Origin of the sequence: Tateyamaria rhodophyticola (genome assembly GCF_047777875.1) — a bacterium.
Lineage (GTDB): Bacteria > Pseudomonadota > Alphaproteobacteria > Rhodobacterales > Rhodobacteraceae > Tateyamaria.
In genome coordinates this window covers 1,032,392-1,047,871 of sequence record NZ_CP180519.1, presented here as the reverse complement: position 1 = coordinate 1,047,871, position 15,480 = coordinate 1,032,392, and the positions used below count along the sequence as shown (strand labels likewise).

Annotated in this window: 14 protein-coding genes; 10 read left to right on the top strand and 4 right to left on the bottom strand. The window is 62.0% G+C overall.

From position 1 onward, the window contains the following. The first annotated feature begins 6 nt into the window (after positions 1-6). The 3 genes from ACERHN_RS06690 to ACERHN_RS06680 all read left to right on the top strand — a co-directional run bounded on the left by ACERHN_RS06690 (position 7) and on the right by ACERHN_RS06680 (position 2,467). Positions 7-849 (top strand): NAD-dependent epimerase/dehydratase family protein, encoded by an 843-nt coding sequence (locus tag ACERHN_RS06690; protein ID WP_415921868.1) that lies wholly within the window; start codon positions 7-9, stop codon positions 847-849. A gap of 143 nt (positions 850-992) precedes the next feature. After that, positions 993-1,937 (top strand): NAD(P)-dependent oxidoreductase, encoded by a 945-nt coding sequence (locus tag ACERHN_RS06685; protein ID WP_415921867.1) that lies wholly within the window; start codon positions 993-995, stop codon positions 1,935-1,937. A 38-nt stretch (positions 1,938-1,975) separates the two neighbouring features. After that, the gene (locus ACERHN_RS06680; RefSeq protein ID WP_415921866.1) at positions 1,976-2,467 is read left to right on the top strand and encodes a hypothetical protein; all 492 of its coding nucleotides are present in this window, start codon (positions 1,976-1,978) and stop codon (positions 2,465-2,467) included. On the opposite strand, the gene ACERHN_RS06675 is transcribed toward ACERHN_RS06680, so the two are convergent. Genes ACERHN_RS06675 through ACERHN_RS06665 form a run of 3 tightly spaced genes read right to left on the bottom strand, consistent with a single transcriptional unit; the run spans position 2,464 to position 5,023 of the window. After that, positions 2,464-3,024 (bottom strand): TadE/TadG family type IV pilus assembly protein, encoded by a 561-nt coding sequence (locus ACERHN_RS06675; RefSeq protein WP_415921865.1) that lies wholly within the window; start codon positions 3,022-3,024, stop codon positions 2,464-2,466. The two genes, ACERHN_RS06680 and ACERHN_RS06675, sit on opposite strands and share 4 nt — an antisense overlap. Beyond that, positions 3,021-3,563, bottom strand: coding sequence for a TadE/TadG family type IV pilus assembly protein (locus ACERHN_RS06670; RefSeq protein WP_415921864.1), 543 nt, complete (start codon positions 3,561-3,563; stop codon positions 3,021-3,023). The genes ACERHN_RS06675 and ACERHN_RS06670 overlap by 4 nt, the downstream gene beginning before the upstream one ends. Further along, positions 3,560-5,023 carry a pilus assembly protein TadG-related protein gene (locus ACERHN_RS06665; RefSeq protein ID WP_415921863.1) on the bottom strand — a complete coding sequence of 488 codons (1,464 nt, stop codon included), beginning with the start codon at positions 5,021-5,023 and terminating at the stop codon, positions 3,560-3,562. The genes ACERHN_RS06670 and ACERHN_RS06665 overlap by 4 nt, the downstream gene beginning before the upstream one ends. A 327-nt stretch (positions 5,024-5,350) precedes the next feature. Here ACERHN_RS06665 and ACERHN_RS06660 point away from each other — a divergent pair, with 327 nt between their 5' ends. Further along, positions 5,351-6,781 carry a Glu/Leu/Phe/Val family dehydrogenase gene (locus ACERHN_RS06660; RefSeq protein ID WP_415921862.1) on the top strand — a complete coding sequence of 477 codons (1,431 nt, stop codon included), beginning with the start codon at positions 5,351-5,353 and terminating at the stop codon, positions 6,779-6,781. 87 nt (positions 6,782-6,868) lie between these two features. Here the strand turns inward: ACERHN_RS06660 and ACERHN_RS06655 are convergent, their stop codons facing one another. Further along, positions 6,869-7,756, bottom strand: coding sequence for an SGNH/GDSL hydrolase family protein (locus tag ACERHN_RS06655; RefSeq protein WP_415921861.1), 888 nt, complete (start codon positions 7,754-7,756; stop codon positions 6,869-6,871). A 201-nt stretch (positions 7,757-7,957) separates the two neighbouring features. Here ACERHN_RS06655 and ACERHN_RS06650 point away from each other — a divergent pair, with 201 nt between their 5' ends. The 6 genes from ACERHN_RS06650 to dnaG all read left to right on the top strand — a co-directional run bounded on the left by ACERHN_RS06650 (position 7,958) and on the right by dnaG (position 15,352). Then, entirely contained in the window at positions 7,958-9,211 is a 1,254-nt protein-coding gene (locus ACERHN_RS06650; RefSeq protein ID WP_415921860.1) for a sarcosine oxidase subunit beta family protein, read from the top strand. A gap of 84 nt (positions 9,212-9,295) precedes the next feature. Further along, on the top strand, positions 9,296-9,556 hold the full coding sequence (locus tag ACERHN_RS06645; protein WP_415921859.1) for a sarcosine oxidase subunit delta: 261 nt from the start codon (positions 9,296-9,298) through the stop codon (positions 9,554-9,556). Continuing rightward, the gene (locus tag ACERHN_RS06640) at positions 9,553-12,483 is read left to right on the top strand and encodes a sarcosine oxidase subunit alpha family protein (protein ID WP_415921858.1); all 2,931 of its coding nucleotides are present in this window, start codon (positions 9,553-9,555) and stop codon (positions 12,481-12,483) included. The genes ACERHN_RS06645 and ACERHN_RS06640 overlap by 4 nt, the downstream gene beginning before the upstream one ends. After that, a complete protein-coding gene (locus ACERHN_RS06635; RefSeq protein ID WP_415921857.1) occupies positions 12,476-13,021 on the top strand; it encodes a sarcosine oxidase subunit gamma in 546 nt (181 codons plus the stop codon). The genes ACERHN_RS06640 and ACERHN_RS06635 overlap by 8 nt, the downstream gene beginning before the upstream one ends. A 36-nt stretch (positions 13,022-13,057) precedes the next feature. Continuing rightward, positions 13,058-13,378 carry a hypothetical protein gene (locus ACERHN_RS06630; protein WP_415921856.1) on the top strand — a complete coding sequence of 107 codons (321 nt, stop codon included), beginning with the start codon at positions 13,058-13,060 and terminating at the stop codon, positions 13,376-13,378. Between the two features lie 36 nt (positions 13,379-13,414). Continuing rightward, complete coding sequence (gene dnaG, locus ACERHN_RS06625; protein WP_415921855.1) at positions 13,415-15,352, top strand: DNA primase; 1,938 nt, start codon at positions 13,415-13,417, stop codon at positions 15,350-15,352. Positions 15,353-15,480: the final 128 nt, after the last annotated feature.

The following is a 15,480-nucleotide window of genomic DNA, read 5'->3' as shown; positions in this document are numbered from 1 at the left end:
CACGAGATGCTGAAGAAACTGGTTTTGACGGGTGCTGCGGGCAAGCTGGGCTCATACCTGCGCGGACCGCTTGCCGCGATGTGCGAAGAGTTCGTGAGCACCGATATTGCGGATGCCGTCCCGAACCTGGCCGCGAATGAGACCTATGTCAAAGCGGACTTGGCCGAGCTTGCGCCCTTCGAAGAGATGCTGCAAGGCGCTGATATGGTTGTGCATTTCGGCGCGATTGTCGATGAAGGACCGTTTGAGGAGCTGTTGGGCCCGAACTTCATCGGGGCCTACAACATCTGGGAGGCGGCCCATCGCAACGGGTGTCGCCGGGTTGTTTATGCGTCGTCGATCCACGCGGTGGGCATGTATCCCAAGTCGCAAGCCATTGGCATCGACGTGCCGCACCGGCCGGACACGTTTTACGGGCTGGCCAAGTGTTTTGCGGAAGATCTGGGCCGGATGTATTGGGAAAAGCGCGGGCTTGAGGCGGTGTGCCTGCGCATCCTGAGCTGCGCACAGGTGACCAATCCGCGGGCGGTCGGCACATGGCTGAGCTATGACGATTGCGTCCGTTTGGTGCAGCGCGCGATTGATACGCCGATCACGGAATTCTCGATCATCTACGGCGTGTCGGACAACGACCGCGCGCCGGTGGACAATTCGGGTGCGCGCCATCTGGGGTACAAACCGCAGGACAACGCGGAACAGTTCGCCGAGGCGATTTTCGCGGAATATGGCCCGCTTGATCCGCATGATCTGTCCAATGCGCGGCACGGTGGTCCATTTGCCGGTATTACCCTGGGGCAGTCGGCGATGTCGCTGCTCAACCTGAACGAGGATGACACGGGCAAGGGGTAACGCGATTTCGGGTGCGGCCTGGGCGAGAGCCTGCGTGATGGAGCGCTGAAAGCGCAGGCTTGATGCGGTGATGTCGCAAACGGGACGGACACCGACCCCTTTGCACGGTCCGCTGCGGTGTAACCAAAGGGGGACAGGGCAGAATGAAAATCGGGTTCATCGGGCTGGGCAATGTGGGTGGCAAGCTGTCGGGCAGTTTGTTGCGGAACGGGCATGATGTGGCGGTGCACGACCTTGATGCGGGCCTTGTCGCGGCCAAGGTGGCGGCGGGTGCGCGCGAAGGGCAAAGCCCGGCGGCGTTGATGCAAAGCTGTGACGCGGTGATCACCTGTCTGCCAAGCCCTGCGGCATCGGCAGCGGTGATGGAAGACATGCTGCCGCATGTGGGACCGGGCAAGATCTGGATGGAGATGTCGACGACCGATGAGGCGGAGGTAAAGCGCCTCGGCGCGCTGGTCATTGCAAAGGGCGGTGCGGCCGTGGATTGCCCGGTGTCCGGTGGATGTCACCGGGCGGACACGGGCAATATCAGCATCTTTGCGGGCTGCGACCGTACCACGTTCGAGCGTATATTGCCGCTTTTGACCACGATGGGGCGCAGGGTGCTGCACACCGGCGACCTCGGGTCGGCGTCGGTGCTAAAGGTGCTGACCAATTTCCTCGCCACGGCGAACCTTGTGTCCGTGGCCGAAGCGCTGACCGTGGCCAAGGGGGCGGGTATGGACATGGGCGTCGCGTATGAGGCGATGGCGATCAGTTCGGGCACGTCCTTTGTGCATGAAACCGAAAGCCAGGTGATCCTGAACGGCAGCCGTGACATCAGCTTTACCATGGATCTCGTGGCCAAGGACATTGGCCTGTTCCAGGATGTGGCGGACCGGGCGGGGGTGCCACTTGAGCTGAACCCGCTGCTGATCGAGATCTTCAAGGACGGGATTGCACGGTTTGGCCCGCGCGAGCTGAGCCCGAACATCATCAAGCGGCTGGAAGAGCCGACGGGGCTAGACGTGACGGCACCGGGATTTCCCGCAGAGATGGTCGATGATGAACCCGAAGCGCCGGGCGCAGAGGTGATCGTGCGCCGCTGACCCTTGTGGCCGCGCGGCCCGCGCGCTACGAGGCCGCCATGGGCAACAACGCACACTCTGACGAAGTACTCGCCATCGTTCATTCCTCTGCGGGACGGCGCATCCTTGGGGTGGGATCAATCTGGATCCTTGCGGTGCTCGTTCTGTATGTGGCGATCGTAAGCCCGCCCGCGCCGGGATGGCAGGTATTCCTGTTCGTACTGGGCGGCGGTTCGATCTGGATCGCGGAGAAAATGCGCCGGGCCACGGCGCAGGTGATCGAGCTGACCCGGACCGAATTGCGCGACACGACCGGTCGCGTGCTGAGCCCGGTTGAGGATATCGTCAGCGTGGATCGCGGGATGTTTGCGTTCAAACCGTCAAACGGTTTCCTGCTCAAGGTCGCGACCAAGGGTGACCGGGCATGGCGGCCCGGCATGTGGTGGCGTCTGGGCAACCGCATCGGTGTGGGCGGCATGACGCCCGGACATCAGGCAAAATTCATGGCCGAGATGATCTCGGCCATGATTGCGGAACGCGACGGTCTTTAGACGCCTTCACATTCGTCGAAACAGACGCGCGGCGCATAGCGTGGGCGGGTGAACACGAAGTTGTGGATTTCGTGATCGCTCAGGCCCATGTTGAACGGCGGGTCGTATTGCTTGAACGTTTCCACCAGGACCAGCCGTTCACCATCCGGCATGACGGGCAGGCTGCTTCGCAGGTTGTTCACGTCCGAGTTGCTGAGCGGCGGCTTCGATCCTTTCACTTCGGACCAGTCGCGGCGATACTCATTCGCTTCTTCGTCATAGACCACGCTGGTGATGCGCAATGTAAAGCTGCTGCGCTCGGTCCAGGACATGTAGGCGGCCAGCTCGTGCACACCTTCGAGATAGGCCTGGTCGATGGGCGTGGTCTGGCGCGAGATCACATCCCCGATCGCATACGCGGTCTTGATGTTCAGCGAATGCGTTCGGTACGCGTGAAAGTAGCTGTACATCGACAGGTACGCCCAGAACATCAACGGAATGATGATGATCGTTTCGAGGGCCGCAGCACCGTGTTCATTGTCGCGAAACCGGCGCAGGAAGCGGGATACATTCATCATGACTGGGGCTCCTGTACGAATACGGACACCGATACCATCGGATACCCTTCCATCTCGTGGTCCTCCATCCGCTTGCCCAGACCGATATGTGGGAACACCGGGTCGTAGACGTAGCAGGCGCGCATCACCATCAGGTCGTGGTCGTTGCCGTGCACGAATTCGTGCGAGGGCAGCAGCGGCGCGGAGGTGTCCCGGCAGTAGGTGTTGTTCACAAAGCCGTTGAAGTTGCGCGGGTCGACCGACTTCATCTCAAGCGTCAGCTTGGAGTCGCAGTCCGCGAGGAACCCGGCATCATCACAGATCATGCTTTTGACCTGTGCGTGGCTAAAGCTGGTGCCCGTGCTCAGCCGGATGTCCCGCACAGCCATGTCGAGGCCGCGATCAAGGAAATTCTGGCGGAAGGCGTAGAGGCCAAGTTCCCATGCCGACAGCATGATGAAGAACAGGAGCGGAAGCATAATGACCCATTCGATCATATAGAATGCTCCGTCCTCTTCCCGGCGGAACCGGCGGAGATAGGTGCGCAGTCTCTGGGTCATTGTGTCAGCCTCAGCTGGTTGATCTGTTTGGCGATGGCCTCGAAGGCTTCGGTGATCTCAATCCCCTCCACCCGGAAGAAGTGGGACGGCGAGGAGGCGCAATCACGCATGACGCCGGCAGAGTAGTTGGTCACCTCGAAGCCGATGGACCAGACAACGATGCCCTTGTCCTTGGCTGCCGAGCAGATGTTGTTGAGGAACGTGTCCGCCTGGGCTGACGTGTATTTGGTGTACCGCCAGTTGTTCCAGTTGCTGTTCACGTAGTTGTTCAGATACCAGTGCAGCGGATATTTGGTCCAGTGCACACGGGCGTTGTGCCAGCTGTAGTAGTAGTCGTCGATCCGTGTGGTGTTCACGTTCTGACCGTCCGTCATCAGCAGCACGGTCTTGAGCGTTTCGGGGTCCGAATACAGAGCCGGGCGGGTGCCAAAGGCGTCGTCGATCTTGTTGTCGAGGCCAAGTTCCTGAACCACCGGGCGGAACGACGGATCCAGCATGGCGACGCCCCATTTCATCCCGATATGGATCGAGGTGTTGGCCCGCGCGCGGTAGTTGTTGATCCGGTTCTTGAGCGTGGTGGCGTCCTGGCTGAACCCGATGATCTGTTCGTAGCCGCGCTTTTTCTGCTCCGGGTCAGAGTTGAAATACCCGTCGTCGCGTCCCGGACAGCCCGGATTGCTCACGGCCCGTGAGTCGCCGTTATAGTTCCAGCCTTCGTCGAAGAACTGCATGTGCTCATAGGAGCCGTCCATGCGCAGGGTCGTAGTGCTGAAGTCGGTGGCTTCGAAATCCACGCACCAGCCCGGGTTACCGGACCAACGGGTGATGTTCATGGCGTTGAAGATGTCTTCGCCCGCGCTGACCTGCGCCGTGTAGGGGATCAGGGAGACGGAAATCAGGTCGTCCGTTTCCGGTTTGAGCACGGTATCGACGAACACACCGGCAGCGTTCTGCAGGTTTTCCATCTTGTTGTCGCTGCCCATGGAGCCGGAGATGTCGAGGACCATGGAGATTTCCACATTCGACACACGTTCTTCCGCGGTCCCGACGGCCCGGGCGGGCAGTTCGGGATAACCGAGGATGTTCATCACGTGCGTTTTCGAGGATGCATCCGCAGTGGCTGTCACGGTGCGGAAGTTCAGGCCCTCGTCAACGGTCACACTGATTGCGTAATCGCTCATGCCTGCCTTGGCGAAATAGTCGTTCACGACCGCAGTGGGTTCCAGTGTCTGGTCGAGGTCGGCCGCCGCCAGAACCGCGCGGTCGAGCGTGTTCTGCACCTGTGTGCGCAGCATTTCGTTGCGCATCACATCGACGGACAGGCCGCCAACGGTCAGCATCATAAGGAACATGAAAATCGCAAAGTAAGTGGCGTTCCCGTCTTCGTCTCGTTTGAACTGCGCAACGGAGCTGCGCAGGTCAGCCAGAATCGTCCGCGTTTTGGTCCATTTCCGAGGCATGACACACCTTCAATTTCGAGTTCGCGGGCCAATCGGCAGGCCCTTTTTTCCGATCCTCGTAGTGGGCGGGGAATGGGGCGGAAATCGGGCAGAAACGGGGAGTGTGTGGGGTAATTTGCATCGCATTGGAACCAATACGGGGGCGACTGGGCGATTGTCGCCATGCAGCGTGGTTAACGCCCCTGTTTGCGCCAGAGGGGCGTGTGTCGGCCAAGTCCAGATCAAACAAATGCAAAACATATGCTGGCCGCGGTTAACGAAACCGTCATAGCCTGTCGTCACAGACTTGCCCCATGGCTGAGTCGTGCCGGAGAGAGGAGACCCCGGATGAGTGCACCCAACGAACCGAGCTTTCGCGAGAGCGTTGACATAATGTTTAACCGTGCCGTGGCGTTGATGGACCTGCCGCCTGGCCTCGAGGAGAAGATCCGGGTGTGCAACGCGACCTATACGGTGCGGTTTGGGGTGCGCCTGCGCGGGCAGATCCAGACCTTTACCGGCTATCGCTCCGTGCATTCCGAACATATGGAGCCGGTCAAAGGGGGTATCCGCTTTGCGATGGGCGTCAATCAGGACGAGGTCGAAGCGCTGGCGGCGCTGATGACGTATAAATGCGCGCTGGTCGAGGCGCCGTTTGGCGGCTCCAAGGGGGGGCTGGCGGTGGATCCGCGGATCTATGATGAGCACGAGCTGGAGCTGATCACCCGGCGCTTTGCCTATGAGCTGATCAAGCGTGACATGATCAATCCGGCGCAGAACGTACCTGCGCCCGACATGGGAACGGGCGAGCGCGAGATGGCGTGGATCGCGGATCAGTACAAGCGGATGAACACCACCGACATCAACGGCGTGGCCTGCGTGACGGGCAAGCCGACCAATGCCGGTGGCATCCAGGGCCGTACAGAAGCCACCGGTCGGGGCGTGCAATATGCGCTGCGCGAATTTTTCCGTGATGCGGAGGGGGTCCAGAAGTCCGGCATGTCCGGCACACTCGACGGCAAGAGTGTCGTGGTGCAGGGCCTTGGCAATGTGGGCTACCACGCGGCCAAGTTTCTGGCCGAAGAGGACGGGTGCAAGATCGTGGGCATCATTGAGCGGGATGGCGCGCTGAGCGATCCGCGTGGTCTTGATGTCGACGCGGTGCGCAACTGGATCGCGAGCCATGGCGGCGTCGCGGGCTATCCCGACGGGACATTTGTCGAAGACGGGGCCAAGGTTCTCGAAGAGCCGTGCGATATTCTGATCCCCGCCGCTTTGGAAGGTGTCATCCATCAGGGCAATGCCGCGCAGATCAAGGCGCCGTTGATCATCGAGGCCGCGAATGGTCCGGTGACGGCTGGCGCGGATGCGATCCTGCGCGAGAAGGGCACGGTGATCATCCCGGACATGTACGCCAATGCCGGCGGCGTGACCGTGTCCTATTTCGAGTGGGTCAAGAACCTGAGCCATATCCGATTTGGCCGGATGCAACGCCGTCAGGAAGAGGCGCGCCACCAATTGGTTGTCGACGAACTGGAGCGCCTGAGCACGCATTTGGGTGACAAGTGGTCCATGACGCCAGATTTCAAACAGAAATACCTGCGCGGTGCAGATGAGCTTGAGCTGGTGCGGTCCGGGCTCGATGACACGATGCGGTCGGCGTACCAGTCGATGGCATCCGTCTGGCACACGCGTGGCGATGTCGATGACCTGCGTACGGCGGCGTATCTGGTGGCGATTGGCAAGGTGGCGGACAGCTATCGCGCCAAAGGGCTGTAGGCCGTTTGGTCTGATTTCGGGGGTGTTTCTGGGGCTCTGCCCCAGACCCCGGGATTTTTTGGAACAGAGACGGGGACCGTGGTCCGGTCAGCGGGAGGCGAGCGCGGGCATGGCCCGGTCGATTTGCGCGTAAACGGCGGAACAGATGTCGTCCATCGCAATCATGAAAAAGGATTTGGCGGCGCGTTCGTTGGGGTGGTACGGGTCCTTGACCTTGCCGGCCTTGTTGACGCGAAAGTATTTCTTGTTGCCCTGATTGGCGGCGACCGTTTCAGGGGTTGCGCCTTCGACAAAGCTGCATGTGCTGCCGGTTTCGACAAAGGCGCGTTTGATATTTGACTGTGCCTTGAGGCGCAGATCGGTGATCTTTTTGGAGTAGCTCGGCGCCGTGGTCATGAAGATGCAGGGCGTATTCACGGGTAGTTGCGCGTTCATGCGTTCGACATCGGCGCGCGCCTGGTCATAGTCGCCCGCCCAGCGTTTTGCGGAATTGCCGAGAAAGGACAGCATGATCAGTTTCGGTGTGTAGTAGCCTTCGCGGAACATCGACTGGAACGCGGATTTGCCGGGTTGGCAGAACTGGTATGCCTCGCCTTGGCCGATTTGTTTGTATTTGTTGCCGGTGGTGTTGATGAAGCCGTAGGTGCCCGCGTTCACTTTCCATTTGGGATCGACATCGCAGATGGCGCCTTTGGCGCTGCCCATTTTTGCCGTCCAGGAATGCAGCGATGTGGAGCGGACGCCGATCACTGCAACTTTCATGTCGGCAAGCACCTCCAACTGATCGGCCTGTTTCGGCGTTGGTGGGCAATGCGATTTGATGTTTTCGAAAAAGTCGAGGAACACCGGGCCTGATCCGAAGGGGATCTGGCTGTCGCCGAGGATGACGATCGTGGGGGACACGAATTGCGTGTCCTGGGCGCGCAGCGGCGCCGTGGGGATGAGCAGCGCAATCAGCAGAAGGAGGCGGAGCATGGGGCGGTGGACCTTTTGTGGTCCGGTCAGCCTAGCTGCAAATTCTGTTACAGCACAGGCACATTGGTGTGACGGCGCGGTGAGCAAAAATCGGTCGCTGGCAGGCCAGCCCGTGTCGAAAAGCAAGTGTGCGGCGCGGTTCCTTCTTGTTACATCTGTGCGGATAGTGATGCTCTGGGTGTGATCACGGGGGTTTGGCGCATGCGCTTTTCGGGACTGAAAATCCTGACCGAAGGTTTGACAGGCAACAAGGGCTGGGGGCCGCATTGGCGCAGTCCCGAGCCGAAGCCGGAATACGACATCGTGCTGATCGGGGGCGGTGGTCATGGTTTGGCCACGGCGCACTACCTGGCTTCGGTGCACGGGATCACCAACGTGGCCGTGCTCGAACGTGGCTATCTGGGCGGTGGCAATGTGGGGCGGAACACGACGATTGTGCGCGCCAACTATATGCTGCCGGGGAATTCAGAGTTCTATTCGCATTCGCTGAAGCTGTGGGAAGGTCTGGAGGAAGACCTGAATTTCAACGTGATGCATTCGCAGCGCGGCATCATCAATCTGGTGCATTCGGACGGTCAGCGCGATGCGTTTGTGCGCCGGGGCAACATGATGCGCGGGCAGGGCGATGATGCGGAGATGCTGACACCGTCCGAGGTGCGCAAGACGCTGCCGATGATCGATTTTGATCAGACGCGCTTTCCGATCTTTGGCGGGCTCTATCACAAGCGCGGCGGGACGGCGCGGCATGATGCGGTGGCCTGGGGATTTGCCCGGTCCGCCAGCAACCGTGGCGTGGACCTGATCCAGCAGTGTGAGGTCACGGGCATTGATGTCGAGGGCGGGGTGGTCAAGGGCGTGCAGACGACGCGCGGGCCGATCCGGGCCAAAAAGGTGGGCATGGTCGCCGCGGGCCGGTCGTCGCAAGTGGCGGCGATGGCGGGCCTGCGCCTGCCGATCGAGAGCCATGTGTTGCAGGCCTTTGTCACCGAGGGGCTCAAGCCGTGCCTGGACCACGTGGTCACCTATGGCATGGGGCATTTTTACATCAGCCAGTCGGACAAGGGGGGGCTGGTGTTCGGGGGCGATCTGGACATGTATGCCAGCTATGCCAGCCGCGGGAACCTGCCTTTGGTCGAGCATGTGGCGGAGGCGGCGATGACGTTGATGCCGATGATCGGCAAGGCGCGGATGCTGCGCAGCTGGGGTGGGGTGATGGATATGTCGCCCGACGGGTCGTTCATCATCGACAAGACGGATATCGAAGGCCTCTTTGTCAATTGCGGCTGGTGTTATGGCGGGTTCAAGGCCACGCCAGCCTCGGGCCACACCTTTGCGCATCTGCTGGCCACGGGGCAGCCGCATGAGACAACGGTGAAACACCGGCTGGACCGGTTCCGCACGGGGCGCGGGATCATGGACGAAGAGTCCACCGGTTCGCAACATAATCTGCATTGAGGAGCATGTGGTGATGACGGGAGCCTCCGGCGGGAGTTTTTTTGGCGAGATGAAGCAGGGGACCTGTCCCCGGGAAGGCGTTTGATGCGCATTGCTTGTCCGATATGCGGGGACCGGGATCGGCGCGAGTTCTACTATCAGGGGGCGGCGGTTACGTTGGAGCGCCCGGCGCCCGATGCAGGGGAGGCCGCGTGGGATGACTACCTGCATCTGCGGGAGAACCCGGCGGGCGATCTTGATGAGTTGTGGAGCCATGATGCGGGCTGTGGCGCGTGGTTGAAGGTGACGCGCAACGTGTCGAGCCACGCGGTGAAGGCCGTTGTTCTGGTGGGAGAGGCGTCATGAGGGTCGAGGGCAAGGGCCTGATCGACCGGGCCCAGAGGGTATCGTTTCAGTTCGACGGGCATACGTATCGCGGGTTTGCGGGGGACACGGTCGCCTCTGCCTTGTTGGCCAATGATGTGCGTCATGTGGCGCGGTCGTTCAAGTATCACCGCCCCCGTGGTGTTTTGACCGCGGGTTCGGAAGAGCCGAATGCACTGATGACGGTTGGGACCGGCGCGCAGGCAGATCCGAATGTACGTGCCACCGTGCAGGAGATCCATGACGGGTTGCGGGTGCAGCCGCAAAACGCCTGGCCGTCGCTTGGGTTCGATCTGATGAGCGTGAATGACCTGGCCGCTCCGTTCCTGGGCGCTGGGTTTTATTACAAGACGTTCATGTGGCCGCGCGCGTTTTGGGAGCGGGTCTATGAGCCGTTCATCCGGCGGGCGGCGGGGCTGGGCGCGCTGCCTGCCGAGGCGGATGGGGATCACTATGAAAAGGCCTATGCGTTTTGCGATCTGCTGGTGATTGGCGCAGGGCCTGCGGGGTTGATGGCCGCGTTGGTGGCCGGGCGGGCCGGGGCGCGCGTTATCCTCGCGGATGAAGACTTTCTGCCAGGCGGGCGGCTCAATGCCGAAACGCTTGAGGTGGATGGAAAGCCGGGTGCGGTCTGGGCGGCGGAGGCGGTTGCGGAGCTGTCGGCGATGGAGAATGTGCGAGTGATGATGCGCACGACCGTCACGGGGGCCTATGACGGCGGCACATTCGGCGCGCTTGAGCGGGTCAGCCATCATCGCGCGCGGCCTGATGGCGGTGTGAAGGAGACGTTCTGGCGCATAGTTGCGCGGCGGTCGGTTCTGGCGGCGGGTGCGCTGGAACGGCATATCGCGTTTCGCAACAATGACCGGCCCGGTGTGATGATGGCGGGGGCGGTGCGCGCCTATCTGAACCGGTGGGGCGTGGCACCGGGCAAGGCGGTCACCGTTTTTGCAAACAATGACGATGCGCACCGCACGGCGCGCGACATGGTTGAGGCCGGGGTACACGTCGCGGCCGTTGTGGATGCCCGTGCGGATGCGGTTGCGATGGGTGACTACCGGGTGATCGCGGGCAGCCATGTGACGGATGCGAGCGGACGCAAGGGGCTTGAGGCGATCACGGTCGACGGGGCCGGTGGCACGCAGAAGATTGCGACCGATTGCCTTGCCGTATCGGGGGGGTGGAACCCGACGGTCCATCTGACCTGTCACATGAACGGGCGTCCCACCTGGTCCGAGGATATCGCGTCCTTTGTGCCCACACCGGGTGCAATCCCGGGCCTGTTGACGGCGGGCGCGTGCCATGGCGTGTTTTCGACCGCAGCCTGTTTGGCGAGCGGGGCCGAGGCCGCGCGCGAGAGCCTGACCGCCCTGAACATTGCGGTTGGCGAAGCACAGGTGCCAGTGGCGGATGATACGCCCTATGCCGTTGCCCCGCTGTGGTCTGTGCCTGGCAAGGGGCGGGCCTGGCTGGATTTTCAGAACGACGTGACGGTGAAGGACGTCAAACAGGCGGCGGCGGAGAACTATGCCTCTGTCGAGCATATGAAGCGGTACACGACCCAAGGGATGGCCACCGATCAGGGTAAGAATTCGAACGTGGCCGCGTTGGCCATTCTGGCCGATGCAACAGGGCGCGGCATTCCGGAGACGGGGACAACGACATTCCGCCCACCCTACAGCCCGGTGGCGCTGGCGGCCCTTGGGGCCGGGGCGCAGGGCACCGGCTTTGCGCCGGAGCGCAAGACGACGAGCCACGCCGCAACCACCGGGATGGGTGCGCCGATGATTGCCGCGGGGTTGTGGTATCGCCCGTCCTATTTCCCGCGCGCGGGCGAGACGGCGTGGCGGCAATCCTGTGATCGTGAGATCGGCTATGTGCGCGGCACTGTGGGTGTGTGTGACGTGTCGACCCTGGGCAAGATCGACATTCAGGGACCGGATGCGGGCAAGCTCTTGGATTTCGTCTACACCAACATGTTCTCGACGCTCAAAGAGGGGCGGGTGCGCTATGGCTTGATGCTGCGTGAGGACGGGTTTGTCATGGATGACGGCACCACCGCGCGCCTGGGTCCGCAGCATTTCGTGATGACCACGACGACTGCGGCGGCGGGGCAGGTGATGCGGCACCTGGAGTTTGTCAGCCAGGCCTTACACCCCGAATGGGACGTGCGGATCATGTCCGTGACCGAGCAATGGGCGCAGTTTGCCGTGGCGGGGCCGCAGTCGCGGGATCTGCTGAACGAGGTGCTGGATGCGCCGATCGACAATGACAGCTGGCCGTTCATGGCCTGCGGTGCGGTGTCGATTGGCGGTGTTTCCGGGCGGCTCTTCCGGATTTCGTTCTCGGGCGAGCATGCCTATGAGGTGGCGGTGCCGTCACGTTATGGCGCGAGCCTGTTTGCCGCATTGGTGGCGGCGGCAGAGGCGCGCGGCGGCGGAGCCTATGGGATGGAAGCGCTGAATGTGCTGCGCATCGAAAAGGGGTTCATCACCCATTCCGAAATCGACGGGCGTGTGACGGCGGGCGATATCGGCATGGCGCGGATGCTGTCGGAGAAAAAGGATTTCATCGGCAAGACGATGGCCGCACGGCCCGGTTTGGTCGAAGACGGGCGGGAACAGTTGGTGGGCTTGAAACCCGTGGGCACGGTCAAGCAGTTGACCGGCGGGGCCAAGATCTACTCCGACGGCGAAGAAGCGGTGCGGGCGCATGATCAGGGGTACGTGACGTCGGTTGGATTTTCGCCGGAGCTTGGCCATTTCGTCGGGCTCGGCTTTGTAACGGACGGGTTGCGCCGTCACGGTGAGGTGCTGCGGATGGTGGACCATTTGCGGGGCATCAGCACGCGGGTGGAAATCTGCAACCCGGTGTTCCTTGACCCGGAAGGAGGGCGCGCGCGTGGTTGATCTGGTTGCACAAACGCCGCTTGATGCGATGACGGAACGGACCATCGGCACCGTGACGATGACCGAGGTCGACCTTGGCGTTCTGACCTCTATCGCGCCTTACAAGGGGCAGGCCAAGGCGCTGGCGGACGTGTTCAAGGCGGAACACGGGCTAGCGTGGCCGGGGCCGAACCGTGCCACGGGCAAGGCAGGCGCGCGCGCGATCTGGTTCGGGCGTGACATGGCGATGCTGGGGGGGCCGGAACCGGCTGCGGCACTCAATGCCTATGCGGCGATGACGCTGCAAAGTGATGCGTGGACCTGCGTGACGCTCAGCGGGGCCGGGGCGGAGGATGTGCTGGCGCGGTTGGTGCCCGTGGATGTGTCGGCGGAGGTGTTCAAACGCGGGCACAGTGCGCGCACGATGATCCAGCATATGAATGGCTCTGTGACGCGGATTGGTGCGGACAGCTTTCTTTTGATGGTGTTTCGGTCGATGGCGGGGACGCTCCTTCACGATCTGGAAAGGGCCATGGAAAGCGTCGCGGCACGCGGGTAGGGTGCCGCAGTGATTCCGAAGGAGCCTTGCCTGCCCATGACCCGTTTTGCCCTCACCTGTGCCGCCGCGCTGTTTGCGGTCCCTGCTTTTGCTGATGAAAAAGCGGAGTCCTGCGGGTATCAGGCCGAAGTTGTCGCCGCCGTTCAGCAAGCGCGGCTGGACCGTGTGAGTGAGCGCAATGTGTCGGACCATATCCTGGCCCAGGACCCGACATGGCCGGAAAAGTTCAACAACACGATCCCGCTGATCTCGCCGTGGGTCTATGAACAAAAGCGCCGCGTGGTGCGCAACGAAGACCTCGCCGCGGCCTGGAACGAGCTGTGCCTGCAATTGCCTGAAGATGCGCTGGACCAGTGACTCGACTCTGAGCGCGCAGCCCCCAATATATAGGGCATGAGCCTGCCCCCCGGATTCCTTGATGAACTGCGCACGCGCCTGAGCCTTGGTCAGGTCGTCGGGCGCAAGGTGATGTGGGATGCGCGCAAGTCCAATCAGGGCAAAGGCGATCTTTGGGCGCCGTGCCCGTTTCATCATGAAAAGACCGCGTCGTTCCATGTGGATGATCGCAAGGGGTATTACTACTGCTTCGGCTGCCACGCCAAAGGGGACGCCATTTCCTTTGTCCGCGAGACGGAGAATGTCGGGTTCATGGAGGCGGTGGAGATCCTGGCCGGTGAGGCCGGGATGCCGATGCCGGAGCGTGATCCGCGCGCGCAGGAAAAGGCGGACCGGCGCACGCTGCTGGCGGATGTCATGGAAATGGCGGTGCAGCATTTCCGGTTGCAGCTGAAGACAGGTGCTGCGGCAGAGGCGCGCGATTACCTTGAGAACCGACGCGGCTTGGGTTCGGACGCGCAGGACCGCTGGGAAATCGGGTTTGCGCCCGATGCGTGGCAGGGGCTGTGGGATGCGCTCAAGGCCAAGGGCGTCGAAGACGACCTGATCCTTGGTGCGGGTCTGGCGAAACCGTCCCAAAAGGGCGGAAAGCCTTATGATACGTTTCGCGGTCGTATCATGTTCCCGATCCGGGATGCGCGGGGCCGCTGCGTGGCCTTTGGCGGCCGCGCGATGGACCCGAATGACAATGCGAAATACCTGAACTCGCCCGAGACAGAATTGTTCGACAAGGGCCGCACGCTCTACAACCACGGTCCGGCGCGGACGGCGGCGGGCAAGGGGCAGCCGTTGGTGGTGGCCGAAGGGTACATGGACGTGATCGCGCTGTCCGAACACGGGTTTGGCGCGGCTGTGGCCCCTCTGGGCACGGCGGTGACAGAGCATCAGTTGGCCATGTTGTGGCGCGTCGCGGACGAGCCGATCATCGCACTGGATGGCGACACGGCGGGCATCCGGGCGGCGATGCGACTCATTGATCTGGCGTTGCCTGCGCTTGAAGCCGGGAAGTCGTTGCGCTTTGCCCTGATGCCGGACGGTCAGGACCCGGATGATCTGCTGAAATCCCAAGGGGCCGGAGCGTTGCAAAAGCTGCTGGATGCGGCGCAACCCATGGTGCAGCTGCTCTGGCAGCGGGAAACAGAGGGCAAGAATTTTGACAGCCCCGAACGCAAGGCCGCGCTCGACAAGGCGCTGCGTGACAAGATCAAGCTGATCCAGGACCCGTCGATCCGCCAGCATTATGGTCAGGAAATCAAGGACCTGCGCTGGCAGTTGTTCAGGCCACAGCGTGGCCCGCAAGCCCGCCGCGCATGGAATGCACCGCCCACGGCGCTGGCCAGCACCAAGTCGTCGGCACTGGCGCAGGCCAATCTTGAAATCACCGATCACCTGCGCGAGGCGGTGATCCTTGCGGCCCTGATCCTGACGCCGGATATCGCGGAAGAGTTCGAAAGCGGGATCGAGGCGCTGCCATGCGCCGACCCGGAACATCGCACGCTGCGCGACCTGATTCTGCGCCACGCTGAGGATGGCGAAGGGGTGTTGCGCGAAAAGATATTCAGCGCACTTGGCCCTGATGCCCTTGATAATCTGCTGTCTGCGCGCCATGTGGCCATTGTCCCCTGTGTCCGCACACCCGGCGATGCCGACATGGCCCGTTTGACCGTGGCCGAAGAGCTCGCAAAACTCAGCGCTGCACGGGGACTGGACGCAGAGATTGCGGATGCGGTGCAGGACCTCGAAGGGGTGGCAGATGAAGGCGTGACATGGCGCCTCAGTCAGGCCGCCGCTGCCGCATCCCGCGCCGTACGGAGCGGTCAGGAAGACAACGCAGAATACGATACGGGCGACAACGGCGCCCGCATCAGCCGACAGGAACGCGATGCCTTTGCCGCCCTGATGGACCAAATCAGGTTCTCCAAGCCCGGACGGTGATGCGTTTTGGCCGCGAAACCTTAGGAAAATGCAGCTACATGGGTGGCCGAATCACTCAAAGCGCTAAATGATTCTCCACAGCGAATCACACGGGGGTGATTCGCTTACGAGCCCTGATCAGAGGAGCC